The organism is Cellvibrio sp. (assembly GCF_046347455.1).
GTDB lineage: Bacteria > Pseudomonadota > Gammaproteobacteria > Pseudomonadales > Cellvibrionaceae > Cellvibrio.
The window spans coordinates 221,507-246,393 of sequence record NZ_JAXMGC010000001.1 but is presented as its reverse complement, the minus strand read 5'-3'; the positions used below and the strand labels follow the sequence as shown (position 1 = coordinate 246,393).

At 45.5% G+C, this 24,887-nt stretch carries 26 protein-coding genes and 1 riboswitch; of the genes, 10 read left to right on the top strand and 16 right to left on the bottom strand.

Annotation, left to right across the window (positions count from 1 at the left end; all coding sequences use genetic code 11):
• The first annotated feature begins 171 nt into the window (after positions 1-171).
• The 5 genes from U1F02_RS01105 to U1F02_RS01085 all read left to right on the top strand — a co-directional run bounded on the left by U1F02_RS01105 (position 172) and on the right by U1F02_RS01085 (position 8,009).
• On the top strand, positions 172-3,165 hold the full coding sequence (locus U1F02_RS01105; RefSeq protein WP_409988505.1) for an EAL domain-containing protein: 2,994 nt from the start codon (positions 172-174) through the stop codon (positions 3,163-3,165).
• 170 nt (positions 3,166-3,335) lie between these two features.
• Entirely contained in the window at positions 3,336-3,734 is a 399-nt protein-coding gene (locus U1F02_RS01100) for a hypothetical protein (protein WP_409988504.1), read from the top strand.
• 122 nt (positions 3,735-3,856) lie between these two features.
• Positions 3,857-5,893, top strand: a complete 2,037-nt coding sequence (locus U1F02_RS01095) for a copper resistance system multicopper oxidase (protein ID WP_409988503.1) — start codon at positions 3,857-3,859, stop codon at positions 5,891-5,893.
• A 9-nt stretch (positions 5,894-5,902) separates the two neighbouring features.
• A complete protein-coding gene (locus U1F02_RS01090; protein WP_409988502.1) occupies positions 5,903-6,619 on the top strand; it encodes a copper resistance protein B in 717 nt (238 codons plus the stop codon).
• A gap of 616 nt (positions 6,620-7,235) precedes the next feature.
• Positions 7,236-8,009 (top strand): tyrosine-type recombinase/integrase, encoded by a 774-nt coding sequence (locus U1F02_RS01085; protein ID WP_409988501.1) that lies wholly within the window; start codon positions 7,236-7,238, stop codon positions 8,007-8,009.
• Between the two features lie 128 nt (positions 8,010-8,137).
• On the opposite strand, the gene U1F02_RS01080 is transcribed toward U1F02_RS01085, so the two are convergent.
• Both U1F02_RS01080 and U1F02_RS01075 read right to left on the bottom strand, forming a co-directional pair.
• Positions 8,138-8,416 (bottom strand): glycosyltransferase, encoded by a 279-nt coding sequence (locus tag U1F02_RS01080; protein ID WP_409988500.1) that lies wholly within the window; start codon positions 8,414-8,416, stop codon positions 8,138-8,140.
• Between the two features lie 8 nt (positions 8,417-8,424).
• The gene (locus U1F02_RS01075) at positions 8,425-8,613 is read right to left on the bottom strand and encodes a hypothetical protein (RefSeq protein WP_409988499.1); all 189 of its coding nucleotides are present in this window, start codon (positions 8,611-8,613) and stop codon (positions 8,425-8,427) included.
• Here U1F02_RS01075 and U1F02_RS01070 point away from each other — a divergent pair.
• Both U1F02_RS01070 and U1F02_RS01065 read left to right on the top strand, forming a co-directional pair.
• Entirely contained in the window at positions 8,590-9,489 is a 900-nt protein-coding gene (locus tag U1F02_RS01070; RefSeq protein WP_409989053.1) for a U32 family peptidase C-terminal domain-containing protein, read from the top strand. The genes U1F02_RS01075 and U1F02_RS01070 overlap by 24 nt on opposite strands.
• Positions 9,486-9,725 carry a 4Fe-4S dicluster domain-containing protein gene (locus U1F02_RS01065; RefSeq protein WP_409988498.1) on the top strand — a complete coding sequence of 80 codons (240 nt, stop codon included), beginning with the start codon at positions 9,486-9,488 and terminating at the stop codon, positions 9,723-9,725. Before U1F02_RS01070 ends, U1F02_RS01065 begins: the two co-directional genes overlap by 4 nt.
• An 80-nt stretch (positions 9,726-9,805) precedes the next feature.
• Here U1F02_RS01065 and U1F02_RS01060 read toward each other — a convergent pair whose 3' ends face one another.
• Both U1F02_RS01060 and U1F02_RS01055 read right to left on the bottom strand, forming a co-directional pair.
• Positions 9,806-10,048: a hypothetical protein gene (locus tag U1F02_RS01060; protein ID WP_409988497.1), complete on the bottom strand. Its 243-nt coding sequence runs from the start codon at positions 10,046-10,048 to the stop codon at positions 9,806-9,808.
• A 109-nt stretch (positions 10,049-10,157) separates the two neighbouring features.
• On the bottom strand, positions 10,158-11,771 hold the full coding sequence (locus U1F02_RS01055; RefSeq protein WP_409988496.1) for an antiporter: 1,614 nt from the start codon (positions 11,769-11,771) through the stop codon (positions 10,158-10,160).
• Positions 11,772-12,030: 259 nt separating this feature from the next.
• Between U1F02_RS01055 and narL the strand changes: the two genes are divergently transcribed.
• Positions 12,031-12,681 carry a two-component system response regulator NarL gene (narL, locus tag U1F02_RS01050; RefSeq protein ID WP_409988495.1) on the top strand — a complete coding sequence of 217 codons (651 nt, stop codon included), beginning with the start codon at positions 12,031-12,033 and terminating at the stop codon, positions 12,679-12,681.
• Positions 12,682-12,684: 3 nt separating this feature from the next.
• A complete protein-coding gene (glp, locus tag U1F02_RS01045) occupies positions 12,685-13,935 on the top strand; it encodes a gephyrin-like molybdotransferase Glp (protein ID WP_409988494.1) in 1,251 nt (416 codons plus the stop codon).
• A gap of 22 nt (positions 13,936-13,957) precedes the next feature.
• Here glp and moaE read toward each other — a convergent pair whose 3' ends face one another.
• The 10 genes from moaE to U1F02_RS00995 form a co-directional block, all read right to left on the bottom strand.
• The gene (moaE, locus tag U1F02_RS01040; protein ID WP_409988493.1) at positions 13,958-14,398 is read right to left on the bottom strand and encodes a molybdopterin synthase catalytic subunit MoaE; all 441 of its coding nucleotides are present in this window, start codon (positions 14,396-14,398) and stop codon (positions 13,958-13,960) included.
• 1 nt (position 14,399) lies between these two features.
• Complete coding sequence (locus U1F02_RS01035; protein ID WP_409988492.1) at positions 14,400-14,648, bottom strand: MoaD/ThiS family protein; 249 nt, start codon at positions 14,646-14,648, stop codon at positions 14,400-14,402.
• A 6-nt stretch (positions 14,649-14,654) separates the two neighbouring features.
• Positions 14,655-15,167 carry a cyclic pyranopterin monophosphate synthase MoaC gene (gene moaC, locus U1F02_RS01030; protein ID WP_409988491.1) on the bottom strand — a complete coding sequence of 171 codons (513 nt, stop codon included), beginning with the start codon at positions 15,165-15,167 and terminating at the stop codon, positions 14,655-14,657.
• Positions 15,168-15,170: 3 nt separating this feature from the next.
• Entirely contained in the window at positions 15,171-15,716 is a 546-nt protein-coding gene (gene moaB / locus U1F02_RS01025; RefSeq protein ID WP_409988490.1) for a molybdenum cofactor biosynthesis protein B, read from the bottom strand.
• Between the two features lie 19 nt (positions 15,717-15,735).
• A complete protein-coding gene (moaA, locus tag U1F02_RS01020) occupies positions 15,736-16,749 on the bottom strand; it encodes a GTP 3',8-cyclase MoaA (RefSeq protein WP_409988489.1) in 1,014 nt (337 codons plus the stop codon).
• A riboswitch (molybdenum cofactor riboswitch) is annotated at positions 16,738-16,873 on the bottom strand. It overlaps the preceding gene by 12 nt.
• A gap of 77 nt (positions 16,874-16,950) precedes the next feature.
• The gene (locus U1F02_RS01015) at positions 16,951-17,595 is read right to left on the bottom strand and encodes a hemerythrin domain-containing protein (RefSeq protein ID WP_409988488.1); all 645 of its coding nucleotides are present in this window, start codon (positions 17,593-17,595) and stop codon (positions 16,951-16,953) included.
• Between the two features lie 44 nt (positions 17,596-17,639).
• Positions 17,640-18,017 carry a putative zinc-binding protein gene (locus tag U1F02_RS01010; RefSeq protein ID WP_409988487.1) on the bottom strand — a complete coding sequence of 126 codons (378 nt, stop codon included), beginning with the start codon at positions 18,015-18,017 and terminating at the stop codon, positions 17,640-17,642.
• A gap of 95 nt (positions 18,018-18,112) precedes the next feature.
• Positions 18,113-19,372: an MFS transporter gene (locus tag U1F02_RS01005; RefSeq protein ID WP_409988486.1), complete on the bottom strand. Its 1,260-nt coding sequence runs from the start codon at positions 19,370-19,372 to the stop codon at positions 18,113-18,115.
• Between the two features lie 231 nt (positions 19,373-19,603).
• Positions 19,604-20,497, bottom strand: coding sequence for a U32 family peptidase (locus tag U1F02_RS01000; protein WP_409988485.1), 894 nt, complete (start codon positions 20,495-20,497; stop codon positions 19,604-19,606).
• Between the two features lie 33 nt (positions 20,498-20,530).
• Complete coding sequence (locus U1F02_RS00995) at positions 20,531-21,526, bottom strand: peptidase U32 family protein (protein ID WP_409988484.1); 996 nt, start codon at positions 21,524-21,526, stop codon at positions 20,531-20,533.
• A gap of 135 nt (positions 21,527-21,661) precedes the next feature.
• Here U1F02_RS00995 and U1F02_RS00990 point away from each other — a divergent pair, with 135 nt between their 5' ends.
• Entirely contained in the window at positions 21,662-22,252 is a 591-nt protein-coding gene (locus U1F02_RS00990; RefSeq protein ID WP_409988483.1) for an SCP2 domain-containing protein, read from the top strand.
• Positions 22,253-22,339: 87 nt separating this feature from the next.
• On the opposite strand, the gene nrdD is transcribed toward U1F02_RS00990, so the two are convergent.
• Together nrdD and nrdG are read right to left on the bottom strand one after the other, a co-directional pair.
• A complete protein-coding gene (gene nrdD, locus U1F02_RS00985; protein WP_409988482.1) occupies positions 22,340-24,166 on the bottom strand; it encodes an anaerobic ribonucleoside-triphosphate reductase in 1,827 nt (608 codons plus the stop codon).
• On the bottom strand, positions 24,153-24,647 hold the full coding sequence (gene nrdG, locus U1F02_RS00980) for an anaerobic ribonucleoside-triphosphate reductase activating protein (protein ID WP_409988481.1): 495 nt from the start codon (positions 24,645-24,647) through the stop codon (positions 24,153-24,155). Before nrdG ends, nrdD begins: the two co-directional genes overlap by 14 nt.
• Between the last annotated feature and the right edge of the window lie 240 nt (positions 24,648-24,887).

The following is a 24,887-nucleotide window of genomic DNA, read 5'->3' as shown; positions in this document are numbered from 1 at the left end:
ACCTCCTTTTAACCATTATATTAGAGATATCTAAATTAGCAATATCTAATTTTGTGTTCACCTAAGTGGAAAAAGGCGAAATAAGCGCTAAGGTTAGGTGCATATAACAAAAAATTTAGAGGGTGATAAATGCCTGCGGCACCAATAACAAATACTGAAAATGAACGCCTAATGGCATTACTGGACCTTGAAGTACTTGATACACCACCCGAAGAGGAGTTCGATAGTTTGACGAATGCGGCCGCCATTGTGTGCGGGGCGCCCATTGCGTTGATTAGCTTGGTGGATGAACATCGCCAGTGGTTTAAGTCAAATGTCGGCCTGGATGGGGTTGTTGAAACCCATCGCGACTTAGCCTTTTGCGCGCATGCAATCAACGAAGATCATCTCTTTGAAGTTACCGATGCCTCTCGCGACTCTCGTTTTTGCGAAAATCCATTAGTCACTGGTGAGCCTAATATTCGTTTTTATGCGGGGGCTCCGCTTAGATTATCGAATGGCGCAAACGTGGGCACACTATGTGTTATTGACCGAGTTCCCCGAGCGCTTACCGACCAACAAAAGCAGGTGCTAAATCAGCTTGCCCGCGCCGCAACAAAAGCATTGGAAAGCAGACGCTCCTTCGTAAACTTGCAGAAAATGAAATTGGCAATTGCTGAAGTTGCTAAATCATTAGCGGAAAGTGAATCAGATTTTAGAGCCCTTGCTGAATCCAGTCCCCTCGGTATTTTCAAAACCGATGAAGCGGGGTCCTGTATTTACACCAATGAACGTTGGCAGCAAATTTTTGGGATGAGCTTGCAGGGTAGTTTGGGGGAGGGCTGGGCTTATGGAATTCACCCAGAGGATTCATCTAAAGTTTTCAATATCTGGAAAGAAAAATCCGCATTAGGTTCAGAGTTTGATCTGACATTCAGGACGCGTCATCCAAACGGGCGTGTTGTACACGTTTCATCGCGCGCCCGACCCGTTCGTAACGAGGCAGGGGATATAACCGGTTGGGTAGGCACTGTCGAAGACATTACCCAGCAAATGCTTCAAGAAGAATCCCTGCGAAAAAGCCAGTCGTTACTCAACCGTACCGGTCGTCTTGCCGGCGTTGGTGGTTGGGAGCTGGATATCAATACCCAATCCGTATACTGGTCTGACGAGACTTGCCGAATTCACGGCGTCGAAATCGGATACAAGCCACAGTTGCACGAGTCCGTCAATTTTTACGCGCCCGAAGCAAGGCCAATCATATTAAATGCAGTTAAAAATGGTTTGGAAAAAGGTGAGGCTTGGGATTTGGAATTGCCCTTGATAAGGCGAGATGGAACACCTTTATGGGTGAGGGCTGCGGGCCAAGTCGAATTTTCCGAAACAAAAACACCCTTACGAATCACCGGAGTATTTCAGAATATCACCGAGCAACACGCTCAGAGATTAAAACTCGAAGAGCTAGCGCGCGAAATTAAAGAGCAACATGAATTAATGCGCGTGACGTTAAAATCTATTGGCGACGCAGTAATCACGACAGATACACAAGGTTGTGTTGTTTGGTTGAATCCTGTTGCAGAAAGAATGACGGGCTGGTCATCTGAAGATGCGAAAGACAAACCACTTGCGCAGGTATTCAATATCATAAATGAAGAAACCGGCCTAACAACGCAAAACCCCATTCAAAAAGCGCTAGAGCTCGGAAAAATTGTAGGGCTTGCTAAAGATACCATTCTCATTTCAAAAAATGGTGATCGCTTTGGAATAGAAGATTCCGCTGCCCCCATAAAAAATGAGGCGGGAGAACTTTTAGGCGCTGTGCTTGTTTTTCACGATGTTACCGAACAGCGACGAATGAGTAATGAGATTAGTTACAGAGCTTCTCACGACTCGCTGACGGGGCTGCTAAATAGAACCGAATTTGAAACAAAGTTGCAAAAGCTGTTGAAGAGCGCGCAGGAAACACAAAAATCACACGCGGTCATGTTTATCGATTTGGATCAATTCAAAATCGTTAACGATTCGTGTGGGCATTCTGTGGGCGATCAACTGCTGCAGCGCATCAGCAAATTGTTATCAGAGTCAACGCGTAGCAGCGATTCTTTGGCGCGGCTTGGCGGCGATGAATTCGGACTCATTCTTGAGCACTGTGATCTCGATAAAGCCGAGCGAGTTGCGGAAAACATTTGTAACAAAATGGATGCATTCCGATTTGAACATGATGGCCAAAAATTCAGAATCGGAGCCAGCATTGGCGTTGTCGAAATGAACTCGCGTTGGGTAGGTGCAGCAGAACTTATGCAGGCGGCTGATCAGTGCTGTTATGCAGCGAAAGAAGCGGGAAGAAATAGGGTTCACTGCTGGAGAGATTCTGATCTTGCCATTCGCGAGCGCCACGGCGAAATGCGCTGGGTCACGCGTATAGAGCATGCGCTTGATGAAAATCGTTTTGTGCTTTTTGCCCAAGCCATCAAACAAATTTCTTATCCGTCTGATGGGCTGCATTTAGAGGTATTGCTAAGGATGGAGGACGAAAATGGCGAAATCATTGGCCCGAATGCGTTCTTCCCAGCAGCTGAGCGATACCAATTAGCAAGCCGGATAGATCGCTGGGTGCTGACTGAAGTTATCAAACATCTTCGAGACTTACAGGCTAACCATAAACTTCAAATGGTGTGCGTTAATTTGTCTGGTCAGTCCATTGGTGATCGCGCCTTTCATCGATTTGTTCTTGAGTTGCTGAGCTCGGCCGGCAGTAGAATTTGTCACTTGATTTGTTTTGAAATTACCGAAACTGTTGCCGTAACAAATTTAACCGATGCCGCAATCTTCATTAACGATGTTAGGCAGCTGGGTGCAAAAGTAGCTTTAGACGATTTTGGCGCAGGAGCTTCTTCATTTACATATCTCAAAAATTTGAGCGTGGATATTATTAAAATAGACGGGCAGTTCGTGCGCAATGTCACCACTGATCCGCTGGATACAGTTGCGGTTAAATGCTTTATCGATTTAGCCAAAGTTGTTGGTGTTAAAACCGTAGCAGAGTTTATTGATAGAACCGAAACTCTCAACAGAATGTCAGAGCTTGGCGTCGATTATGTGCAAGGATTTTTGTTGCATCAACCAGAGCGTCTTTCAAACTTTTACGGCGACATAGGATTAGCAACACTAGAGTGCGCAGGATAAGCGCATCGCTGGTGCGCAGGTCAGAGTCTCGGCGAGCCAAAAATTAACGCAACGCTTTACAGGTCGTTTGTTTTTCATTTTACAAAATGGAATAGGTGGACTGGCAGGTTGCGATTGAACTATGCTTTAAGCATAGCTTCTTAGAAATTCGTTCTTCTTGTGATTGCACAATGACCCAAGCTCGCTACAAAAAAATTCTGATTGCGTTGCTGCTCTTGGCTTTTACCAGCCAATCCTTCGCTGCTTTGGTTATGCCGTGTCAGTTTGCATCCCAGACATCCATGACCATGGATATGGACATGAGCGATATGGCTGCGATGGATCACGCGGGCATGGCCGATATGGATCATTCTGGCATGCATCATTCGGATCAACCGTCGACTACAGGTGCTGGTGATTGCTGTAAAACCATGGGTCATTGCGGTTCAGGTACTTGTTCATGGGTGTTTTTCGGTCACTTCTTTGATGCACCTATGTTTTCCCTAAGTTCTGAAGTCAATGCGGCTTACGCAGATGTAATTCCTGAACGTCTCGCTTCCTCCCTCTTTAAACCCCCGATTTTCCGTTAATACAGGACAGTTACGCCCGAAATTTGGGGTTTCTGCCAGTTCTGATCTTGACGGGAGCCGCTTTGCTCCTCGTTATCTAGGTTTTTACCGCACTTGAACATTGCTACGGAGCATGAAAATTTATGAAGACCCCCTCTTTATCGACACTGAACCGACGGAGTTTTGTGTTAGGCGCTTCATCTGCAGTTGCCTTAAGCGCTATACCCTTTTCCAAACTCGCTTGGGCAGATACGTCTCCCGATCTCAAAGGACCAACCGTCCTCAGCGGGAATCAGTTTGACCTCCAGATCGGTTACCAAAAAGTCAATTTCACGGGCACCGAGCGCATTGCGACCACGGTGAATGGCAGTTTTCCGGGACCTACCTTGCGCTGGAAAGAAGGCGAACGCGTAACTCTGCGTGTAACTAACAACCTTAAACAAGACAGCTCGATTCATTGGCACGGTATCGTCTTGCCATCGAATATGGACGGTTCGCCAGGCTTCGACTTCGCTGGTATCAAACCTGGTGAAACTTACGAATATCAATTTGATGTTAAACAAAACGGTACCTATTGGTATCACAGTCATTCGGGTTTTCAGGAACAAACAGGACTATTAGGTTCGATCATTATCGAGCCTAAAGACGCAGATCCCGTTGTCTATGACCGCGAGATGATCGTGCAACTCTCAGATTGGTCTGACGAAGTGCCGGAACAGGTTTACGCCAATCTGAAAAAAATGAATGACTACTACAACTTTAGCGAAAGAACGCTCGGTGATATGTGGCGCGATCTAAAAACCAAGGGTATTAGCAATACTTGGAACGAGCGCCGCATGTGGAACCAAATGCGCATGAATCAGAACGATATTGCGGACGTGACCGGTTATACCTACACCTACCTGATGAATGGTGTTACACCGGAGCAGGGCTGGCTAGGGCTGTTTAAACCCGGTGAAAAGGTGCGCTTGCGCATCATCAACGGCGCAGCCATGACTATTTTTGATGTGCGCATTCCCGGTTTGAAAATGACAGTGGTGGCTGCTGACGGCCAGAACATACAGCCCGTAGTGGTCGACGAATTTCGTATTGCCGTGGCCGAAACCTATGACGTTATCGTTGAGCCCGATGCCAATCAAGCCTACACCTTATTTGCCCAAAGCATTGACCGCACCGGTTTTGCGCGCGGTACTTTGACCGCGAATCCCAACTTGCGTGCCGAGATCCCTGCAATGGACCCAGTGCCAGTGTTAGGCCACAGAGATATGGGTATGGACATGGGCAGCATGGATCACAGTGGTCACGACATGAGTACAACGACGAGCCAGAACGTGGACCACAGCGCACATGACATGGGCAAAATGAATATGAATGATATGGGTCATAGCGGACATGACATGAACAAAATGGACATGAAAGGCATGGATCATAGCGGGCATGACATGGGCAAAATGGGCATGGAAGGCATGGATCATAGCGGGCATGACATGGGCAAAATGGGCATGGAAGGCATGGATCACAGCGGTCACGACATGAGCAATATGATGGGGCAGGGTATGGATCACAGCGGTCATGATATGGCAGCTATGGATTCCAGTCCGTCAGCAGCTTCCCTGACCAAAGCAGGGTTCGGCAATACCGAGAGCGCCCCCAAAATTACCCATGCACAAACCGAGTTTGGCCCTCATGTCGATACCCGTTCCATGGCACCGCAAAATGGACTTACCGATCCCGGTGTTGGTCTTCGAGATCATCAGGCGTTATACGGCCGAAAGGTATTAACCTATGCCGATCTTCGCGCGTTACATCCCACCCGCGACAAACGCCAACCCTCCCGCGAGATCGAGCTTCATCTCACCGGCAATATGCGCCGTTACATGTGGTCGCTTAATGGCATCAGTTTTATGGATGCAGCGCCGCTCCAACTGAAATATAACGAGCGAGTACGCATCACGCTGGTTAACGACACCATGATGACCCACCCGATTCATCTACATGGCATGTGGAGCGAACTCGAAACGGGAGATCCCGATTTTATCCCGCGCAAACACACGGTTATTGTGCAGCCCGGCGCCAAAATCAGTTACCTATTGACTGCTGATGCCAGGGGCCATTGGGCGTATCACTGCCATTTGCTGTACCACATGCTCGGCATGATGCGCACGGTCAAGGTGGTGTAGGAGATGAATATGAAAGCAAACTTGTGGAAAAAACGCGTTCTTGCAATGCTCATACCTGTTTCACTGACGTGCCTCAGTGCCTACGGTCACGAAAGCGATGACCCAGTACTAACGCGCGTCCTGCTCGACCAATTTGAGTTAAGCGATGGCGATAACAACCCCGTTAATCTGGAAGCGCAAGCGTGGATAGGTAAAAGCCTCAACAAACTCTGGCTCAAAACGGAGGTGGCGCGGAGCGATGGGCAAACCCAGGACGCCGAAGTGCAGGCGCTTTACAGCCATGCAATAGCCCCGTTTTGGGATGCGCAAATCGGCGTTCGCCACGACATCAAACCCAGACCCTCACGCGATTGGGGCGTAATCGGTATTCAGGGTTTGTCGCCTTATTGGTTTGATGTAGATGCTGCATTTTTCGTGGGCGAGTCTGGCCGGATCGCAGCGCGCCTTAAGGCTGAGTATGAGTTGTTAATTACCCAGCGATTAATTCTGAGCCCCAGCTTTGAGGTAAACCTCTATGGGCAAAACGACGGCGAGACCGCGACAGGTTCAGGAGTCTCCGACACCAAAGCTGGGTTGCGGTTGCGCTATGAAATTCACCGCGAGTTGGCGCCTTACGTGGGCATTAACTGGAACAAGAAATTCGGCAAAACCGCTGAATTCGCAAAGGCCGAAGGAGAGTCTTTTAAGGACACTGAATTAGTGGCTGGGCTGCGCATCTGGTTTTAGATGCGCGGCTCCAGATCGCTAAAGCTTTTTTTGATAAGTTCATCTTGGGTTTACAAGTCGGGTGAAATCAGCGGGGCTGAATCACCTGACGTTTTATTTCAAAATGGAGAGAATCTCAGGGAGCAAACGGATAGGTAGGCATAAGGGATTGAGGCTAAATATACGATTTAACATAATATACATTATGCGAAATTAACAACCAAGGTTCACGAACGGAAACAAGGTTAAGTTTAAACAAAACCCCGATTTTCCCCATAGCGTTTAATCAACTAAAACCCTATCTATTCTGCAACTAACCACCTAGGGGATGAGCTGTATTTAACGGTAACTGTAAATAACCCCCCGATTTTGTCCATAAAGCTAAATAAAATTAATGTATTCAGATAGTTGCATAAATGCGCAATTTCTATGGCTATTGTTTAGAGTTTGCTGTGCTGCTTGCTGGTCTCTCTAGGTTTGCGCTTGGATTAAGCAGAATTAGAGGCAGAACTGGAGACTTTCAAATATCCTTCCGGTTTTACCATTTCAAATTTTTCCCTATCTCTATCTTCTTTTAAATAATCCGTTAAAATAACATTATTACGGATTACTAATTCTCTCCTTCTTCGGTCTCTTTATGCCCAAATCTGGCCAGGCACGAGTACTTACTCAGCAGCAACAATGCGATCTGTTTCAAGCGATCGAGCAGCATCGTCATAAAGAAAAAAATAAAGCTATTATGCAAATCAGCTTTAAGCTAGGACTTCGTGCCCAAGAAATTGCATTGCTGCAAGTGAAAGAAGTTGCACGACTAAATAGCTCTTCATCTGACTTCACCCTTTTGGAAATTATGAGTTTGCCGGCAGCCTATACTAAAGGTTCGGATGCGATGAATCGATCTAAAAGCACATATCAGCGTAACCGTATTAGTTTCGATACAGAGAGCTTCAAAAAAGTTGTAAAACAGATTGAGACACTTGCAAAGTCAAATGCAAAAATAAATCCAGAAGATTTTTATCCTCCCTCGAAAAAGCATCGTGGGAAAGCCCGGGATTTACCTATGGTTGATAAAGAGCTTCGGACTGCATTGATCGAATATTTAAGATATCGAATATCTGTGAAATCATTTTTAAAACCATCCTCCCCTCTTTTTGTTACCCAAAAGGGTGGCCCCTATTCCCCTAACACTCTTCAAGAACACATGGCGCTAATGTTACGAGATTGGGCGGGAATTGAAAAAGCGAGTTCCCACAGTGGGCGTCGGTCTTTAATCACAAACATAATCCATCGTCAAAAAAAGTCGGTCAAAATCGCGCAAAAGATCGCCGGACATGTTAACTCATCTACCACCTTAATTTATGAAGAACCGCCAGAAGAACTTATTGATCATGCCTTAAGAAATTTGACATAACGTAGTCGCGCGTTGATAACTTTAGAAAGCTGTTCATTAACATGGAAACTATGTGAGTCGAGGCAATTTCTAGATTCGTGATAATTTCTTCCGCTACCATCTTGACGTGCGCTAGATAATATCAGTGATCAATAATGATTTAGCTTACCTGGGCTGACTCCCAATTCTCCAACCCATTCAAGTTGCCGACCAAGACAAATCGTCTTTAAATCATAGTTTTCAACAATTAATCTTCGCGCAGCGCACCCAAGTTTTTCGCGAAGATCTGGCTTCTCCAGAAGCTTGAGAATTTGTACAACCAGGTTTTTCCAATCGAAAAAGTTCACGAGAAGCCCTGTCTCATTAGAATTTATTACTTCCTTAACCGGATCTGTATTGCTTCCAACAATTGCGCAACCTACACCCATCGCTTCGATTAAGCTCCAGCTGAGAACAAATGGGTATCTGTTCCAGTATGTACTACTTCGGGCTCTTCAAATGTCAGAGGAGTATTGATAAGACTTGCAGGAATTGACGGCAGATTGGCTTGCAACAGCAAGCCATTTACGATTGCTTCATAAGTTTTAATGGATGAAAGCGAATCTGGCGCGTTATTAGCACGCAATACGCTAACCGCGTTATTCTTTCGCGCGAACTGGGTATAGATGAAATTGCAGAAATCAAACAACGCTGCCCGGACATGGAGCTAGAAATATTCGTCCACGGCGCGCTGTGCATGGCCTATTCCGGCCGCTGCCTCATTTCCAGCTACATGAACAAGCGCGACCCCAACCAAGGCGCCTGCACCAATGCATGCCGCTGGGAATACGGCGTACAAAGTTGTTCACACTCCAGCACAGATGAGCTCATCGCCAGCAGTAAAACCGCCGTGGTACAAAAAATAGAAGAACCTGGCGAGCACTACGAATTGGAAGAGGATGAACACGGCACTTATTTTTTCAACTCAAAAGATTTGCGCGCAGTACAACACGTTGAAAAATTAATTGCCGTGGGTGTGGATTCTCTAAAAATTGAAGGCCGAACAAAATCACCTTATTACGTTGCCCGCACTGCGCAGGTGTATCGCAAAGCAATTGACGATGCACTGGCAGGAAACACCTTCGATGAATCACTCTTAAGCGAATTGGAGGGGCTTGCCAACCGCGGTTATACCGATGGGTTTTTGCAACGTCATAAACCTTCATCTCTACAAAATTATGAATATGGCAGCAGCATTGGCCAGCAACAGGTCGTGGGCGATATTATTCACGTCCACAAACATAATTCTGACTGGGTTTTTGTAGACGTGAAAAACAAATTTTCTGTGGGTGATGAAATGATGTTAATGACACCGGCAGGAAATACGCGTTTTATTTGCTCGGACATTCACACCGAACAAGGCGAACCCTTAGTGTCTGCACTCGGCTCTGGGCATAAAGTGTTTGTCAAACTGCCCTTAGCGGTGAATCCCCACAATGCCATGTTGGTTCGTTGCTCATGAGTGAAATAGGATTATCCAAAGACAAAGTCGTTATAGATAACAGTTGCATTAACTGCGACATGTGCGTACCCGAGTGCCCCAGTGATTCAATTGCATTTCCCATGGACGAACAAGGTAACAAAGGCAAACATTACCAAATCAACAATGACACGTGCATTTTGTGCGAAGATTATTACCCTGCACCTAATTGTATTGATGTGTGCCCGATTGGTAGCGTAGAGCTGATAAAAGCATAGATTGATAATATTAAAGCGGGCATAGCTATAGGAAAGAAGCCAGCGAAAATATTTGTATATGCTTTGTTTTACGAGTAAAACTAAACCAACTCATTCAACTGCAAAACCTTATAGATTTTTTTTGCGCTGCGCGCGAGCCTGGTCACCTCGCCCAAGCTTAGCACCTCATTGTTTTTCAAACTGTATTCATAATAAATTAGCTCTTGCTCAAGATACTCAAGCAATTTTTTGGCACAGCCCACACACTTTCCTGAGCACACGCGTGCGTCATCAAGCTCATCAAAAGGAATGCTTGCGCGTATTTGCAGTATTAATAACCGCATTGCTTCATCTGTGTCAGGCTTTCTCATAATTCATAAGCGAACTGCTGTGACATCGTAAGCTGTCCAGCAGTTCGTTTTAAACATCAGTCTCGCTATTAAGCCTAATAGGTTATGGATTGTAGAACTCACCTTGTTTACGCAAGTAAAACCACCAATTCAGGAATACGCATACACCGTAGAATGCGGCGAAACCAACCATTGCATATTCAGGCGTAGCCGCTTTAATTTGCTCTCCAAACACTTGCGGTATATAAAATGCGCCGTAACCCGCAACTGCTGAAGTCCACCCTAACACAGGGCCTGCTTGCTCTTTGGGAAATACAGCTGCAATCGTTCTGAAGGTTGAACCATTCCCCAAACCACTAGCGGCAAACATTCCCAAAAACAACAGAAAAAACGGTATAAAGTATTGTTCAGGATGGACAGATTGATAGGCAAGACGCATGTAGTAAGCTGCAATCAAAGACAAGATAACCAAGGCTAGCGCGCACAGCTGTGTAACCAAAGCACCACCAAATTTGTCAGAAATCCATCCACCCACCGGACGAATTAATGCACCTATAAAAGGCGCTATCCAAGCATAAGTCAAGGCGCTCGGCCCTCCGGGGTTTACTGTAGTATGTGTTATCACACCATCAACACTAATATGGCTGTAACCAAAGATCACTTGAATCGATAGAGGGAAAGCAGCAGAAAAGCCAATAAAAGAACCAAAAGTCATTACGTAAAGTACGCTCATTACCCACGTGTGTTTATTGTTAAAAATTTTATACTGGCGATCCAAACTTGCTCTGATGGCGCCTGGCAAAAGTTTTAACAACATAACAGTTGCTAAAAGTACCAACACGAGCACCAATTCTTTAGGTATACCGAAACCCGAACCATTTACCTTCGAAGGTAAAATAAGCCACAAGCCAACGGCAGATGTTAAAAATCCAATTAACATCATTGCAATAATGATACTGAACGAACGAGCGGGACCGGTTAAGCGTGGGGTTACGTCATCAGTGTTAATATTGTTCATCCCGAACCAAATCACAAATGCCAAAGGCACTAGTAATAGCAACCAGACATAGCCCGCATTTTGAATCCAAGTAGGTGTTCCCGCAGGGATTGAACCTATTAAGGTTCCACTTGCGGCTTTAAGGGTTAGGGGATCGCCACCAATACTTCCAAACGCTGCAAAGGTCATGAATAGTGGAACCAAAATTTGCATTGTAGTTACACCGAAGTTACCTAAGCCTGCATTTAAACCAAGCGCCAGGCCTTGTTGTTTGCGTGGGAAAAAGAAACTGATGTTAGACATAGACGCCGCAAAATTTCCGCCTCCAATACCCGAGAGTAGAGCCATTAGTTGGAAAACCCATAAGGGTGTTGAGGGATCTTGCAACGCCAAACCGGTACCAAATGATGGTAGCATTAGCAACGAAGTTGTTAAAAATAAAGTGTATCGTCCCCCACATAAGCGAATCAGAAAGCTAGAGGGAATACGTAGAGTAGCGCCTGTCAAACCAGCAATTGCAGTGAGAGAAAATAAATCGCTAGCTTGATAGGGGAATCCAAGGTTTAGCATTTGTACCGTGATAATGCTCCACTGCATCCATACTGCAAAGCCGCACAACAAACTGGGAATTGATATCCACAAGTTTCGGTTTGCGATTGCTTTACCTTCTTTCTCCCAAAAACTGGCGTTTTCAGGTTCCCATTTTTTTAAATCGGCCATAACAATTCCTCTAGGCAGAATGAGCTTACCTTCACTATGCTGGATGCTCGGCAAAACCACTATTTACCTTGTGGATTAGCAGGCAAGCACGCAGGGGTTAGCTGGGCTACCCACAAAGAGGGATTTAATTTTAGAAGCAGCCTAATACCCTGCTTGTTTTGGTGCGCACAATAAAATAACCATAATGTGCCGTTAATTTATGCCTAGGTATTGCACCTATTGCGCGTTAAAATAGTTGAACTTTGAATGGAGTACGTTTATGTCAAGCAACGCCGCAAGCATCATGCTAGTCGATGACCACCCCCTGTTAAGAAAAGGCTTAAGACAACTTATTTCAATGGATACAGATCTGGAAGTGGTTGCAGAGGCCAGTAGTGGTGCAGACGCAATTACTCAAGGTGTAGAGCTTGACCCCGATTTGATCCTACTGGATTTAAACATGCAAGGCATGAATGGTTTGGAAACGCTGCGCAATTTGCGCGATCAAGGTGTCACTTCACGCATTGTAATGTTAACCGTTTCCGATGCCGATGACGACGTACTTCAAGCAATTTCTCTCGGAGCCGATGGTTACCTACTTAAAGATATGGAGCCGGAAGATCTTTTGGAGCAAATAAAACGTGCACTTAACGGGAAAATGGTATTAAGCGAAAAAGTAACGCAAATTTTAGCCACCGCAATACGCAGCCCAAACAATAAAGACGCAGGCGAAATAGATGCGCTCACGCAACGCGAGCTTGAAATTTTAAAGCTGATTGCCAAAGGCTTAAGCAATAAACTCATCGCACGCGAACTCGATATTTCAGACGGCACAGTAAAAGTACACGTAAAACATTTGCTTAAAAAATTGCATTTACGTTCGCGTGTGGAGGCAGCGGTGTGGATGATTAATCATCAAGCGCAGGATTAAAATATGGACTGCTGCTCACAACCGGGCCTACTGCCCGTAGCTCAAGCCATCAAACTAATGCGCGCTGCAATAACGCCCATCACCGCTACTGAAAACCTTAGTTTGGCCAAGGCGCTGGATCGAATATTAAGCGAACCCATTTACTCTGCCATTAATGTTCCCGGCCACAATAATTCCGCGATGGATGGCTTCGCCCTGCGCCATCAAGATCTAAACAGCGAAGCGCCCTTAAAATTAATTGGGCAATCACTTGCAGGTCACCCGTTTAAGGGCGTGGTAAATCAAGGCGAATGTGTGCGCATTATGACGGGTGCGGTTATACCCGAAGGCGCCGACACAGTTGTGATGCAAGAAAACGTGCGCGCCCATGACGACATTATTCACATAAACCAACGCCCAAAACCGGGTGAAAATATTCGCCGTGCGGGAGAGGATATTGCGATTAATTCGCTGGTATTTGCACAAGGAAAGCGCATTAGTCCGGTAGATATAGGTTTGCTCGCCTCGCTTGGCGTTGCAGAAATCAAGGTTTTTCAGCGCGTAAAAGTTGCCGTGCTTTCAACGGGCGATGAATTAAAACCACTCACCGATAAATTACAGGCGGGCGATATTTACGATAGCAACCGCCCCACCTTAATTGCCTTGCTTTCACGCTTGAATCTGGAAGTTATTGACATTGGTTGCGTTGCTGACGATCCCGAAAAGATTACTGCGGCTTTTACACGTGCAATTAATGTAGCAGACGTGGTAATTTCCAGCGGTGGCGTTTCAGTAGGAGATGCGGATTACACCAAAGAAGTGCTAGAAACGCTCGGCAACATAAATTTCTGGAAAGTCGCCATGAAACCGGGCAAGCCCTTTGCGTTCGGTGTTTTACAAAAGCCAAATGCAATTGCTAATAAAGGTTGGTTTTTTGGTTTACCCGGCAACCCCGTATCAGCAGTTGTCACTTACCACCAATTGGTCTTGCCTGCGCTGCGCTATTTAGCCGGTGAAGAATTTGATGAACAACCGCTCTTGAACATTAGCATTCAAAGCGATTTAAAAAAGCAACCGGGACGTGCCGATTATCAACGCGGAAGATTAACAACACAGGGCGGCAAAAATTACGCTGCCACAACTGGCAATCAAAGTTCTGGTGTACTGAGTTCAGTTGCACAAGCCAATTGCTACATAGTGCTGGAGCAAGAGCGCGGCTCAGTTAAAGCAGGTGAAAAAGTAAATATACTTATGTTTGATAAATTTTTGCTGTAATTCCTACCGGCTAGCGCAGTCATTAACTCCAGCGTGCGCGGGCTAGTTCATCCGCTTCGCGCGCCTGCACCCAAGCTTCTGAATTTTTCTGCTTCTCTTTTTTCCAAAATGGCGCGCTGGTTTTTAAATAATCCATGATAAATTCGGCGGCCATAAACGCTTCCGAACGATGCAAGCTCGCAACACCCACAAACACAATTTGATCGCTTGGCATTAACTCGCCTACGCGATGCACGACCCGCACCGACTGCAATAACCAACGCGTGTTGGCCTCTGCAATAATTTGCGCCAAGGATTTTTGCGTCATTTCTGGATAGTGTTCCAGTGTCATTTGCACTAGACCGCCCGGCATATCTCGCACTAATCCCACAAACATGACAATGCCACCCGGATTTTCTGCCGCACATTTCAGCGCATTATATTCTTCAGCTACATTGAAATCCTCATGTTGAACGCTAAGCATATTAACCGCCAGTTACGGGTGGAAAAAACGCAACTTCATCACCAGACCTTACCGCCCCCGAGAGGCCAGACATAGTGTGATTAATTGCAACCAGTACTTTTTGTTCCGTGAGAATATTGTACCAACGTGGATTTAATTGTTTGATGTCGTTAACAACATCTGCCACTGTGGAGCCGGAAAAATCCATCATAACCATTTCCGATTCGCCTAACCGCTCGCGCAATTCAGCAAAGAAAAGCAGTTTAATCATAAGCGTTCACACTCTTAATTTTTGATCTGGATATTTCAGCGACTGATTTTCATAGTCACCGCTTTTTCCACCGGTTTTTTCCATTAACGCGATGGATTCAATCTGCATATTTTTATCTACCGCTTTACACATATCGTAAATAGTTAAGGCAGCAATACTCGCCGCCGTGAGCGCTTCCATCTCAACACCGGTTTGACCGCTAAGCGCTACAAAGGATTCAACAAAAATATAGCCCTGCGCTTGATCGTGGTAAAAATCCACACTCACTTTTGACAACAAAAGCGTGTGGCACAGCGGAATCAGGTCAGCGGTTTTTTTTGCAGCGGTAATCCCCGCAATTCGCGCCACAGCAAATACATCACCTTTTTTAATTGCAGAATCCAACATAAGCTGAACCACATCTGGCCGCGTTTTAACACGAGCACATGCTCGCGCCGTACGACGCGTAGGCGCTTTAGTACTAACATCCACCATATTGGCAGAACCAGTTTCATCCAAATGCGTAAGTGGTTGATTCATCCATTAGCCTCGCGACGCACAAGCAGCACGATTTGCTTTTTTCAAATGTGGCACGAAATTACAGGGGCCTTGGCGCGAATCCAATTGGTATTTAATAATTTCATCCCACGCGGTTTTGCATGCATTGGTTGAACCCGGCAAACAGAAAATCAAGGTGTGATTGGCTAAGCCCGCAATTGCACGAGATTGAATCGTAGAAGTGCCAATATGGCGCAGTGATAGATGACGAAAGAGCTCGCCAAAGCCCTCGACTTGCTTATCAAACAACGGCAGCATTGCTTCAGGCGTTGAATCTCTATCGGTAAATCCGGTGCCGCCGGTGATTAAAATAACTTGAACACCGTCATCTGCAATCCAACCAGAGCAAACCGCGCGAATATGATAAATATCGTCTTTAACAATTGCCCGCTGCGCGAGTTGATGCCCTGCTTCTGCCAAACGATCTACCAACGATTGACCCGAGGTATCTGTTTCTAAACTTCGAGTATCTGAAACCGTGAGTACGGCAATAGATAGCGGTGACAGCTCTTGCGATGTGTGGTGCGCCATAAAAACTCCTAACTATGTGTTATCCGCCTATCATCGCCAAGTGGCGAGTAGACCCCGTCATTTGTTCTGCCAAATTGTGCCCTGCTGTTTTTTGAATAATGGATGCCTGCAAAAATTCAATCGCAGCTTGTGGGTTCTCGCTTTGCAAATGCGTTCTAAGGTTTTGATGTTGATCTGCAAACAAACATAGAAATAACTGTCCTTTACTTGAAACGCGCAAGCGATTGCAATCATCACAAAAATGCTTGGCGTAGGGCATAATTAGCCCGATCGACCCGCTGTAATCCGAATGAACAAATTCTTTTGCGGGGCCTGCCTGTGCACTGCGCAAACGCTGCGTCCAACCGTTTGCTAATAAATTTTGTTGTATAGAATTTCCGCTCACATGTTGCTCGGCAAAAAATTTCTGGTTATCGCCGGTACGCATGAGCTCAATAAAACGCAACGTAATTTTTCGTGTTTTAATAAAGGTCAAAAAGTCGTTTAGCTCGCTGGCGTTTTGGTTGCGCAGCAATACAGTATTAATTTTTAAGCTTTTAAAATCGAGCGATTGGGCAATATCCAGCCCGCGCAAAATGCTGCTTAGCCGCTTACTGCCGGTAATTAACTGGAACATGCTCGGGTTCAAGCTATCGAGGCTTAGGTTAAGACTATCGAGCCCCGCAGCCCGCCACTGTTTAACATCTTTTTCCAAACGAAAGCCGTTGGTGGTGAGACCTACGGTGTTAATTCCGGGAGTGGATTTACACAAGGAAATAATGTCGCACAGATCGCGGCGCATGCTCGGCTCGCCGCCCGTGATGCGAATTTTTTGCGTGCCGAGCGCAGCAAAGGCAGCAACCAATGTTTTGATTTCTGCAAGCGAAATCTCACCCTCGCCAGAATTGCATTCACTGCCATCAGGCAAGCAATAGGTGCAGCGAAAATTACAGGCTTCGGTAATGGAAAGTCGCAAATAGGTAAAACGACGATCAAACGAATCTGCCAATGACATCGGCAGTTTTATAGCGGCGTCCTGATTATCCAACTTCATACAACACCTTTCCAATGGGAGGGAGGCTTATTCATTTCTAAATAAACCCAGTGGCGAAATGCCACGGCGTTAAATCCTTATCCAATGTGGACTTAGGTCTTTAAGCTCGGCGTAGTTGAATAATAGCGGTTAGCGGTGGAATAAGTTATTGCCATTAAGGGAAGCAGGCGCTACCTCCAAGGAGGTAGCTTGCACCAAGCCCTATGACTCCAACAAAAAATGGTTCTCGATTGCAATGTGTATGTTGAGTTGAAGATAAAATTCCAACAGCCTTTCGTAGAGCCCATGCCACGCGGCAGAGGCATCATTTGGCGCCTTAAAGTTGTTGGTTTTTTCGCGCAAACTGTTTAAAAAATTTAGATGCCGATCGTGACTGTGATGCGCAATAGCGAGCTGCGAAAACATGGTAAAACTTTCCGCTGCTGCCAATGCAGGAAATAAAAATAATTCCTCTTGATCCATATGACCGATTAAGTCGTCAAAAAAAGCAATAAGCAACGCGGTGAGCCCTTGCGGGCAAGCGGGATGTTGTGCGAAGCGTTTTTCAATGTAGCGGGCATCGTTAATTAGCCCCGGCATTTGTGCTCGGTGAGGCTCGTGGAAGCGTTTAACAATGGCATCCACCAGCTTGCCGACACTTGCTGTTCTGTAGCTTTTACACGCCGAATCCGACAAAGCTTGCCGTAGCTGATCCAAACAATCTGACCGCGACACATCAGAAAAATTTAACGCAGTTGCAAGGCTTGAGGTTTGACCGACCACCACATTAAAGTGTGTAAGCACCGCGCTAGTTTCGGGGTAGGCATTTACAACATCCGCAAGTGGAGCACTAACCAACATCATCATGATATCGTCCTCACCTTTTTATGTATTGCATCACCCTCAATATGTTAAAAGCCCCCATCCGTTGCAATGAGTTGTCGCGCCGCAACCAGAACTTTTTTCATCTCGGAAAAGTGACAGGATTCTCCATTTTTCTTTTTAATGCCGAACTCCGTTAGTTCCATATGCCAACAAGGTTTAACTGCGTGTTTCATTAAGGTTTTTTTTACGCAGGCAATCTTGCAACCATCAATCGCTAAAACTGGACGACCAGACTGCGCAAGCTTGACGAGAGCTTTAACATCTCCGCCCACGCCAGCAATACACGACATTTGCGCGTAGCCCTCGCGATCTAACACCACCGCAAGATCATTTGCTAACTGCGCAACGTTGGAACAGCCGGAGCAGGAATAAACCAAGGGTAAGTCTGCCTTGTTCGGATTCATAGAAGCGCCCTTACATATTTAGTGAAGCACAATAGCCACGAGTATAGAAATTAAAAAGCGGTGGCCATTGATTAGTATCAAATAAACCTGTGTGATCATTTGCTTTGTGTGCTAACACGCTTCATTTCTTGCTCAGCATGCAGCGGTCTTACTTCGGTAAAGTACATCCACATCAGCGATGTCCATACCACACCAAACATCAGCATAAACGCAGAGGAGCGCACGCCAGTTAAATCAACCAATGCACCAAACATAATCGGCATTAAAAATCCACCGAGCCCACCAGCCAAACCTACAACGCCAGAAATCACGCCAATATTTTTTGGATAATCATCGGCAATGTATTTAAAGACCGAAGCCTTTCCAACCGCAAATGCAACACCCATAGTGAACATAATGATGGTAAAACTCACTGGCCCTAACCCGAGGTGGAAATTTGCGGGACCGCGAATGGTGTTAATGGTTAAATCTGTTGGCGGATAAGATAAGAAAAACAAACAGGCGAGCGAAATCCACAAAACCCACCAGGTTACTGTGTGCGCACCAAATCTATCCGAAAAGTAGCCGCCGAGCGCGCGTAAAATACCACCGGGCAAACTAAAGCAAGCAGCCAATAACGCCGCTAGTTTTAAATCGAACCCATATTCAGCGATGTAATATTTTGTCATCCACAACGCAAGCGCTACGTAACCGCCAAACACAATGGAATAATATTGGCTATAGCGCCACACGCGCGGATCTTTCAATACACTCAGCTGTTCTTTCACGCTAACGCTGGAAGAGACCAAATGGCTTTTATCAGAAAAGGTGAAAAACCAAAATAAAATCGCCGTTACCAACATCAAGCCTGCGTATGCCTGTGGCACCGCAGTCCATCCATAGGCCACCACAATTAAAGGCGCAACTAATTTGGTAACAGCAGAGCCAGTGTTACCTGCGCCAAAAATTCCCATAGCTAAACCTTGACGATTTTTGGGAAACCAGCGCGCGCAATAAGCAATACCCACCGTAAAAGAGCCGCCCGCTACGCCCACAAATAAACTCAACACCAAAAAATGCCAATATTCAGTAGCGCGTGAAATTAGCCAAATAGGAATGACGGTTGATAACATTAAAATAAAAAATACAATACGACCGCCAAATTTATCGGTCCACATACCCATGGGTAAACGAATTAATGAACCTGTGAGTACCGGCATTGCAATCAGCAATCCGAATTGAGTTTCATTCAAACCCAGCATTTGTTTTATCGGAATTCCTATTACCGCAAACATCATCCAAATCATAAAACACACGGTGAAAGAAACTGTGCTTGCGGTAACAACCGACCAGGCCTTGAACTCTTGTGTAGCCATACTTATCGCTCTCCAGATATCACTTACACGAGCAATTGCTTTAAGCAATTGCTTTCAATTTGAGTGTATATGGCAGCAGATTTGTGAACCAGATTAAGTTCGGAGGGGTGTCATGGGAACATACCCACTAAGGGGTAGAAAAAAGCAGGCGTATTGCCTGCTATATCAAGAGTTACAGAATTTTTTACGCTTAAAACGCTGAGGCGTAGCTCTTAATGGGTACCACACAAATCACAGCGAATTACTCCGCGCAATGAGAAGGTCTTTACCGGCCAGCTCGTGCCAATAGCCATTGCAGTCCGGCACTTGCAGCGCAACGGGCGCAGCGCCGTGTTGATTATGTTTAAACTTTTTCAACCATTCGCAAGTTCCCTCCCACTGCGGACTCAAGCGCACAATGTCCACTATATCGTGCAGATTCTGAATATCGTTGATCAAATTGTATCTATAACCGGATTGGGTTTGGATGCCATTCAGCACAAATAAGGTTTGACCATCCTGACTCATAACCTCGCGCCCATCCGGATATTTTGCGCAACAAAGTTGGCATTCATCTTTGGCTTTTTGTTCTGAGCGCGCGGTAAAGCAACGCGCCGACCACGCCAGCGGCATATGACCAAACGCAAACAATTCGGTTTCAAAACATTCGCGCACATCGGCAATTTCAGATTGATTCAACAGCGTTCGCATCCAATTTTCTGACAACTCTGTCGGCAGCACCCAGCGTTTTAAACCCAACTGAATTAGACGGCGCAAACTGAATTGGTTGTAACAATTTAAAGCTCCACCCGCAACAAAGGGAAGTCCTTGCTCGCTCAACAAACCCACGGCGCCCATATCGTTTGCTTCAATTAAAAATTCGCCGTTATCGCAATAGCGACGCAGTTCGCGCAAATCCGCGGGAGACTCCAACAGCGTCATGGTGGACAGCACAACCTCTTTTCCCGCTTCACGTAATTGATGTGCTATTGCAAGATAATCAGTTAATCGCAATTCACGCCGCTTGGCGCACACCGTTTCACCTAGATATACGCAGTCAAATTCCGAATTTGCAATTTCGCGGTAAAAATCCATTACCTTTGGCTTATCCCAAAAATATAGAATGGGCCCGAGTGAAAACTTCATGACTAACTCCTGCTGATGTAATCGCTGCGCGGCTTAACGCCACTGCCGATCATAGGCGCCCAAGGTGGTTTGCTGACCTTCGGATAAAATTGCAAGGCAACGCATCCATTCTTCTTCAACACGATACGCGCCTGGCGATTTTTTTAACTGATCGATTGCTGCTCGCCACACACGTGTAACCTGAGCAACATAAGCGGGGCTGCGCTGGCGCCCTTCAATTTTTACCGAGCAAATTCCTTGCGCAAGTAATTCGGGCAATACATCCAAGGTATTCAAACTCGTGGGCTCCTCCAACACATGATAGGGCGTATCGCCAACCGTGAATCTACCTTTGCATAAGGTGGGATAGCCTGCGCGCTCTTGCGAAGAGAAGCGATCGATTAAAACACCGTTTAAGCGCGACTCGAGTACATCATCTTTTTCATCCCAACGCACAAATGCAGCGGGCGAACACGCACCTGCGGTGTTGGGTGATTCACCTGTTAAATAGGAGCTTAAATAACAACGCCCCTCCGCCATAATGCACAAGCTGCCGAAAGCAAATACCTCCAAGGGCGTGGTGCAACTCGATGCCAAATTTTTTACTTGGGCTAAGGATAAAACTCTGGGCAAAACCACACGCGCCACATTAAATTCTCGCGAATAAAAATCAATGGCCGCTGCATTGGTGGCCGATGCTTGCACCGACAAATGCAGTTCTGCTTCGGGGTAGCGTTTGGCGGCGTAATCTAAAATGCTGAGATCAGAAATGATGAGCGCATCCACGCCCGCGAGCAGAGCTTCATCTACAGCTGCAGACCAATGTGACCAAGTATCGGGGTGAGCAAAGGTATTAATGGCCAAATGCAATTTGCAACCGAATGAGTGGGTGTATTCAACTGCCTCTTTGAGTTTAATGGAATCTAAATTGAGACCAGAAAAATGCCGAGCATTAGTTTCATTTTTTAATCCAACATAAACTGCATCCGCGCCGTTTTCTACTGCAGATTTTAGCGACGGAATACTTCCCGCAGGGCATAGTAATTCCATATTAGCTCCTCTTCAATTTATGTCTTCGGCTTAATAAATCACTATATTAGCATTGCATTAAGCCCGAATAGTGCAACATAATTAATTTGCATTTCGATATTTATACTAACGCATTTTTAATCGAGAATTTTTAAAATGTCATACCTACAAAGCATTAACCACAAAGTGATAGCGGCACTAGGTTTAAAGGAAAACGGTTTAAATAAAACGGCAGATTTTAAAGACGGAGCAATAGATTTAAAGACAGGGGCATTAGCGTTTGCATTAATAAAAATATCGCGGCACACGCCAAAACCCATACTCGCCGCCGTACTTCAAATGGTGTTGAATCATATCTTTAGACAACCACTGCAAGCGGGTGATATGAATTTTTTACAGAACAAGGCCGTAAACATTGTGGTGAAAGATATGGATTTACAGTTTTCGGTTAGTTTGGATGAACAGCAACGAAAACCGAAGCTGTGTATTGGTTTTGACATAAGAAAAGTTGACCTGACATTCAGCAGCCATAGCGATTATTTTTTATTGATGGCGCTAAATAAAATAGACCCGGACACTTTATTCTTTCAACGCAAACTAAGCATAAAGGGCGACACAGATCTTGGCCTTTACGTTAAGAACTTACTAGCAAGCCTGGATGTTACCCAGCACTTACCCGCTACCATTTGCCAATGGATTGAGCGATTAGCAACGGAAATATATAACAAGAAAATGGCCAGCTTTTAGAGGCCGCCCTAAGAAACACCGATGCTTAAAATGCCAGTATCCAAAAATGCACTGCCGACAAATGTCGGCAGTGGTCTTACTGAAATATCAACCGGCCTGTTGTAAGCGTACTTGTTGCTCAGCCGCTGCGGCCTGTGCAGTTTCAAGGTGATAGTAACGCAAACTGTGCTCTGCTCTTCTACCCGAGCTAAAGGAAGAAACACGTTTTAAATAGCCGATTACGCGAGTGCCGTAATCAACATCGTGCGAGCCACAAGCTGCACAGGTGCAAGTAGTGCGTTTATCAATATGCTTGCATCTGTTGCAAATGGTAATTTTTACATTTACGCAAAAATAGTTGCAGCCGGTTTTAGCCGCAATATTCAGCAAGCTTAGATAGCCCTCTTTGGTCAAGGCCTCATCCAGATTTAAATGTAAAGCAGAACCGCCATCTAAAAAATCCACTAGCTCACGGCCATGTAAAATAAATTTATCCAACGGATTACTGAATTCATCTTCTACAACGTAAAAATAGGAGTTATAGCAATCGCGGTTGACTTTGTAGCCATCTGCCCTATCCCATTTTGCATTTTTAACACCGAGGTTTTCTGCGGGCACAAATTCGGTATTAAACAAGTAGCCAAATTCTTTTTTGGCCGATTTGTTTTCATTGAAGATAATTTTTAAATTATTTTGTACAAATTGAATATAGGCGGGATTGTTGCTGGCCACCAAACCTTGCGATTCTGCAGCCTCAACCATTCCGTTAATGCCAATAGTTAAAAATTGCTTATCCAAACTAATAAATCCTGCATCGTAAACATTCAACATACCCGCAGCCAAATAATCGTCCATCAGTTTTCGGTAGGCCACTTGATACTGCTGAATTTTGCGTACTTCTGTCGCCAAATCGCGGCCATCTTGCACAAGGCGATTCATATTGATGGTAATAACATTAATGGAGCCCGTGGCCACACCGCCCGCGCCTAAGGTGTAGGAAAAAGTGTTATCACTGATTTCGTTGCGCAAACGGCAACAGGAGGCAAGCGAATCAGCGTTATCGGATAAATACACAAAAAACGAACTGCCTTCGGCCAGATGCGCTGCCATTTTTTCGGCAAATTCCCGATCCTTACACTGGCCATTTTCGGTAAGCATAGCTACGGTTACTACGGGAAAGGTGAGCAAGGTTTTGGAGCGTTCTTCATTGAACCAGCGGGTGAAAAATTGCTGCAGTTTATCTACCGATAGCCAATCTGGCTTGGTGAAATCAGGGAAGACAAACTCACCAAACATAGATTCAAAATAGTGCTTGTCGTAGAGCGAAATATTCCAGAAAACGCTTTGGTAACCGCGCGCCGCGGCTGGTTGATTTAAGGCATAAACCACATGCTGCAAATGATTGGCGATGAGTTTTTCGTGGGTTTGCAAATAATTTTCGCCGAAATCGCGGCGCGCAAAATAATCAAAATAAGTAAGAAATTCTACCGTTGCAATGGCGCCAGCAAATTGTGAGCTTACCGCAAACACGAAATTGACAAAGGTGCCGCAAAAGGACTCCAGATGTTTTGGCGCTTTTGATTCGCCGCCCAACTTGGTTAAACCATCTAACAAAAATGGATACATAGTGAGCGATGCACAATAGGGCTTAAGGCTGGTTTCGTCGTGCACGTAAATTTCGTGATTTTCGATTTGACGCAAATATTCGCGCGACAAATCCGCACCAAATAAATTTTCAATTTTTTTGCTAACCTGAGTGCGATTCAACTGCACAAAGAAATCCTTCATGATCTCAGATTCCATAGTTGCAATATTTTTTTGCGTAACATTGGCGTTAGCATCCATCTTGGATCCGTCGGCTGCGTTTTCAGCTTTAAGGTAATCCTGAATGAATTGCATTTTTTCGTTTAGCTGTTCTGGACTAAGGCGCAACATGGGTAACTCCTTGGTGGCGGTGAGGTTTGTGAAATTTATAATTAAGGTTTTCTTGCGTGCTCAGGTCAATGAAACGTTGGTTGGTGATCGCGCTATCTAAACCACCCAACTCAGCGATCCAAGGCCCTGTTTTTAAAAATGTGAGGTGCGGCATAAGCTCCGGCGCCACTTGCTCGTAACCGGTGTAGAGGCAGGTTTTTAAGTTGTGCGCACGCGCAAGCGAGAGCAATTTTTTTAAAGGTTCTGGCTGCCACTCGCCTCCCAGAAATAAAACGCAGCTAATCAGTCCCCTATATTGATTTAAACGCGCCTCCAAATACTCAAGGGTTAGGGGTACACCCGCCGACGGATTGCGCGCCGCGCTGCTGTGACAGCCCTTACAGCGCAAAGGACAGCCGCTGATGGTAAAGGCCAAAGACACCTCTCCCGGCACCTCTTGCCACACCACCTGTTCGACAGTAAACCTGAGCTGACCCGCCATAAATCACCACATATTGTGCTTTTTTGTTTGTTTGATCCCATATGTTGTGTGCGAGCTTATTGGCTTTGTATCTTTTGAATTTGATGTAGATCAAACAACATCGCCCAATAGGCGGGTTTACCCCTTAGTGGGTAAATGCGGCGCAAAAAAAATGCCGCTAGGATTTAGCGGCATTGTGGACGTGATTGTTGATGCGAACCGTGAACATTTTTTTCACGCAGCTCGAATAAATTTTACTTT

Bases quoted from the DNA above. Each gene is read 5' to 3' on its own strand.
- U1F02_RS01095 (WP_409988503.1), top strand. From the start codon at position 3,857: ATGAAGACCCCCTCTTTATCGACACTGAACCGACGGAGTTTTGTGTTA.
- U1F02_RS01005 (WP_409988486.1), bottom strand. From the start codon at position 19,372: ATGGCTACACAAGAGTTCAAGGCCTGGTCGGTTGTTACCGCAAGCACA.
- U1F02_RS01015 (WP_409988488.1), bottom strand. From the start codon at position 17,595: ATGATGATGTTGGTTAGTGCTCCACTTGCGGATGTTGTAAATGCCTAC.
- narL (WP_409988495.1), top strand. From the start codon at position 12,031: ATGTCAAGCAACGCCGCAAGCATCATGCTAGTCGATGACCACCCCCTG.
- U1F02_RS01105 (WP_409988505.1), top strand. From the start codon at position 172: ATGGCATTACTGGACCTTGAAGTACTTGATACACCACCCGAAGAGGAG.
- U1F02_RS01010 (WP_409988487.1), bottom strand. From the start codon at position 18,017: ATGAATCCGAACAAGGCAGACTTACCCTTGGTTTATTCCTGCTCCGGC.
- U1F02_RS01000 (WP_409988485.1), bottom strand. From the start codon at position 20,497: ATGAAGTTTTCACTCGGGCCCATTCTATATTTTTGGGATAAGCCAAAG.
- U1F02_RS00995 (WP_409988484.1), bottom strand. From the start codon at position 21,526: ATGGAATTACTATGCCCTGCGGGAAGTATTCCGTCGCTAAAATCTGCA.
- U1F02_RS01055 (WP_409988496.1), bottom strand. From the start codon at position 11,771: ATGGCCGATTTAAAAAAATGGGAACCTGAAAACGCCAGTTTTTGGGAG.
- moaC (WP_409988491.1), bottom strand. From the start codon at position 15,167: ATGAATCAACCACTTACGCATTTGGATGAAACTGGTTCTGCCAATATG.
- U1F02_RS01035 (WP_409988492.1), bottom strand. From the start codon at position 14,648: ATGATTAAACTGCTTTTCTTTGCTGAATTGCGCGAGCGGTTAGGCGAA.
- moaB (WP_409988490.1), bottom strand. From the start codon at position 15,716: ATGGCGCACCACACATCGCAAGAGCTGTCACCGCTATCTATTGCCGTA.
- U1F02_RS01065 (WP_409988498.1), top strand. From the start codon at position 9,486: ATGAGTGAAATAGGATTATCCAAAGACAAAGTCGTTATAGATAACAGT.
- U1F02_RS01080 (WP_409988500.1), bottom strand. From the start codon at position 8,416: ATGGGTGTAGGTTGCGCAATTGTTGGAAGCAATACAGATCCGGTTAAG.
- U1F02_RS01100 (WP_409988504.1), top strand. From the start codon at position 3,336: ATGACCCAAGCTCGCTACAAAAAAATTCTGATTGCGTTGCTGCTCTTG.
- U1F02_RS01090 (WP_409988502.1), top strand. From the start codon at position 5,903: ATGAAAGCAAACTTGTGGAAAAAACGCGTTCTTGCAATGCTCATACCT.
- nrdG (WP_409988481.1), bottom strand. From the start codon at position 24,647: ATGGCGGGTCAGCTCAGGTTTACTGTCGAACAGGTGGTGTGGCAAGAG.
- glp (WP_409988494.1), top strand. From the start codon at position 12,685: ATGGACTGCTGCTCACAACCGGGCCTACTGCCCGTAGCTCAAGCCATC.
- U1F02_RS00990 (WP_409988483.1), top strand. From the start codon at position 21,662: ATGTCATACCTACAAAGCATTAACCACAAAGTGATAGCGGCACTAGGT.
- U1F02_RS01085 (WP_409988501.1), top strand. From the start codon at position 7,236: ATGCCCAAATCTGGCCAGGCACGAGTACTTACTCAGCAGCAACAATGC.
- moaE (WP_409988493.1), bottom strand. From the start codon at position 14,398: ATGCTTAGCGTTCAACATGAGGATTTCAATGTAGCTGAAGAATATAAT.
- U1F02_RS01060 (WP_409988497.1), bottom strand. From the start codon at position 10,048: ATGCGGTTATTAATACTGCAAATACGCGCAAGCATTCCTTTTGATGAG.
- moaA (WP_409988489.1), bottom strand. From the start codon at position 16,749: ATGAAGTTGGATAATCAGGACGCCGCTATAAAACTGCCGATGTCATTG.
- nrdD (WP_409988482.1), bottom strand. From the start codon at position 24,166: ATGTTGCGCCTTAGTCCAGAACAGCTAAACGAAAAAATGCAATTCATT.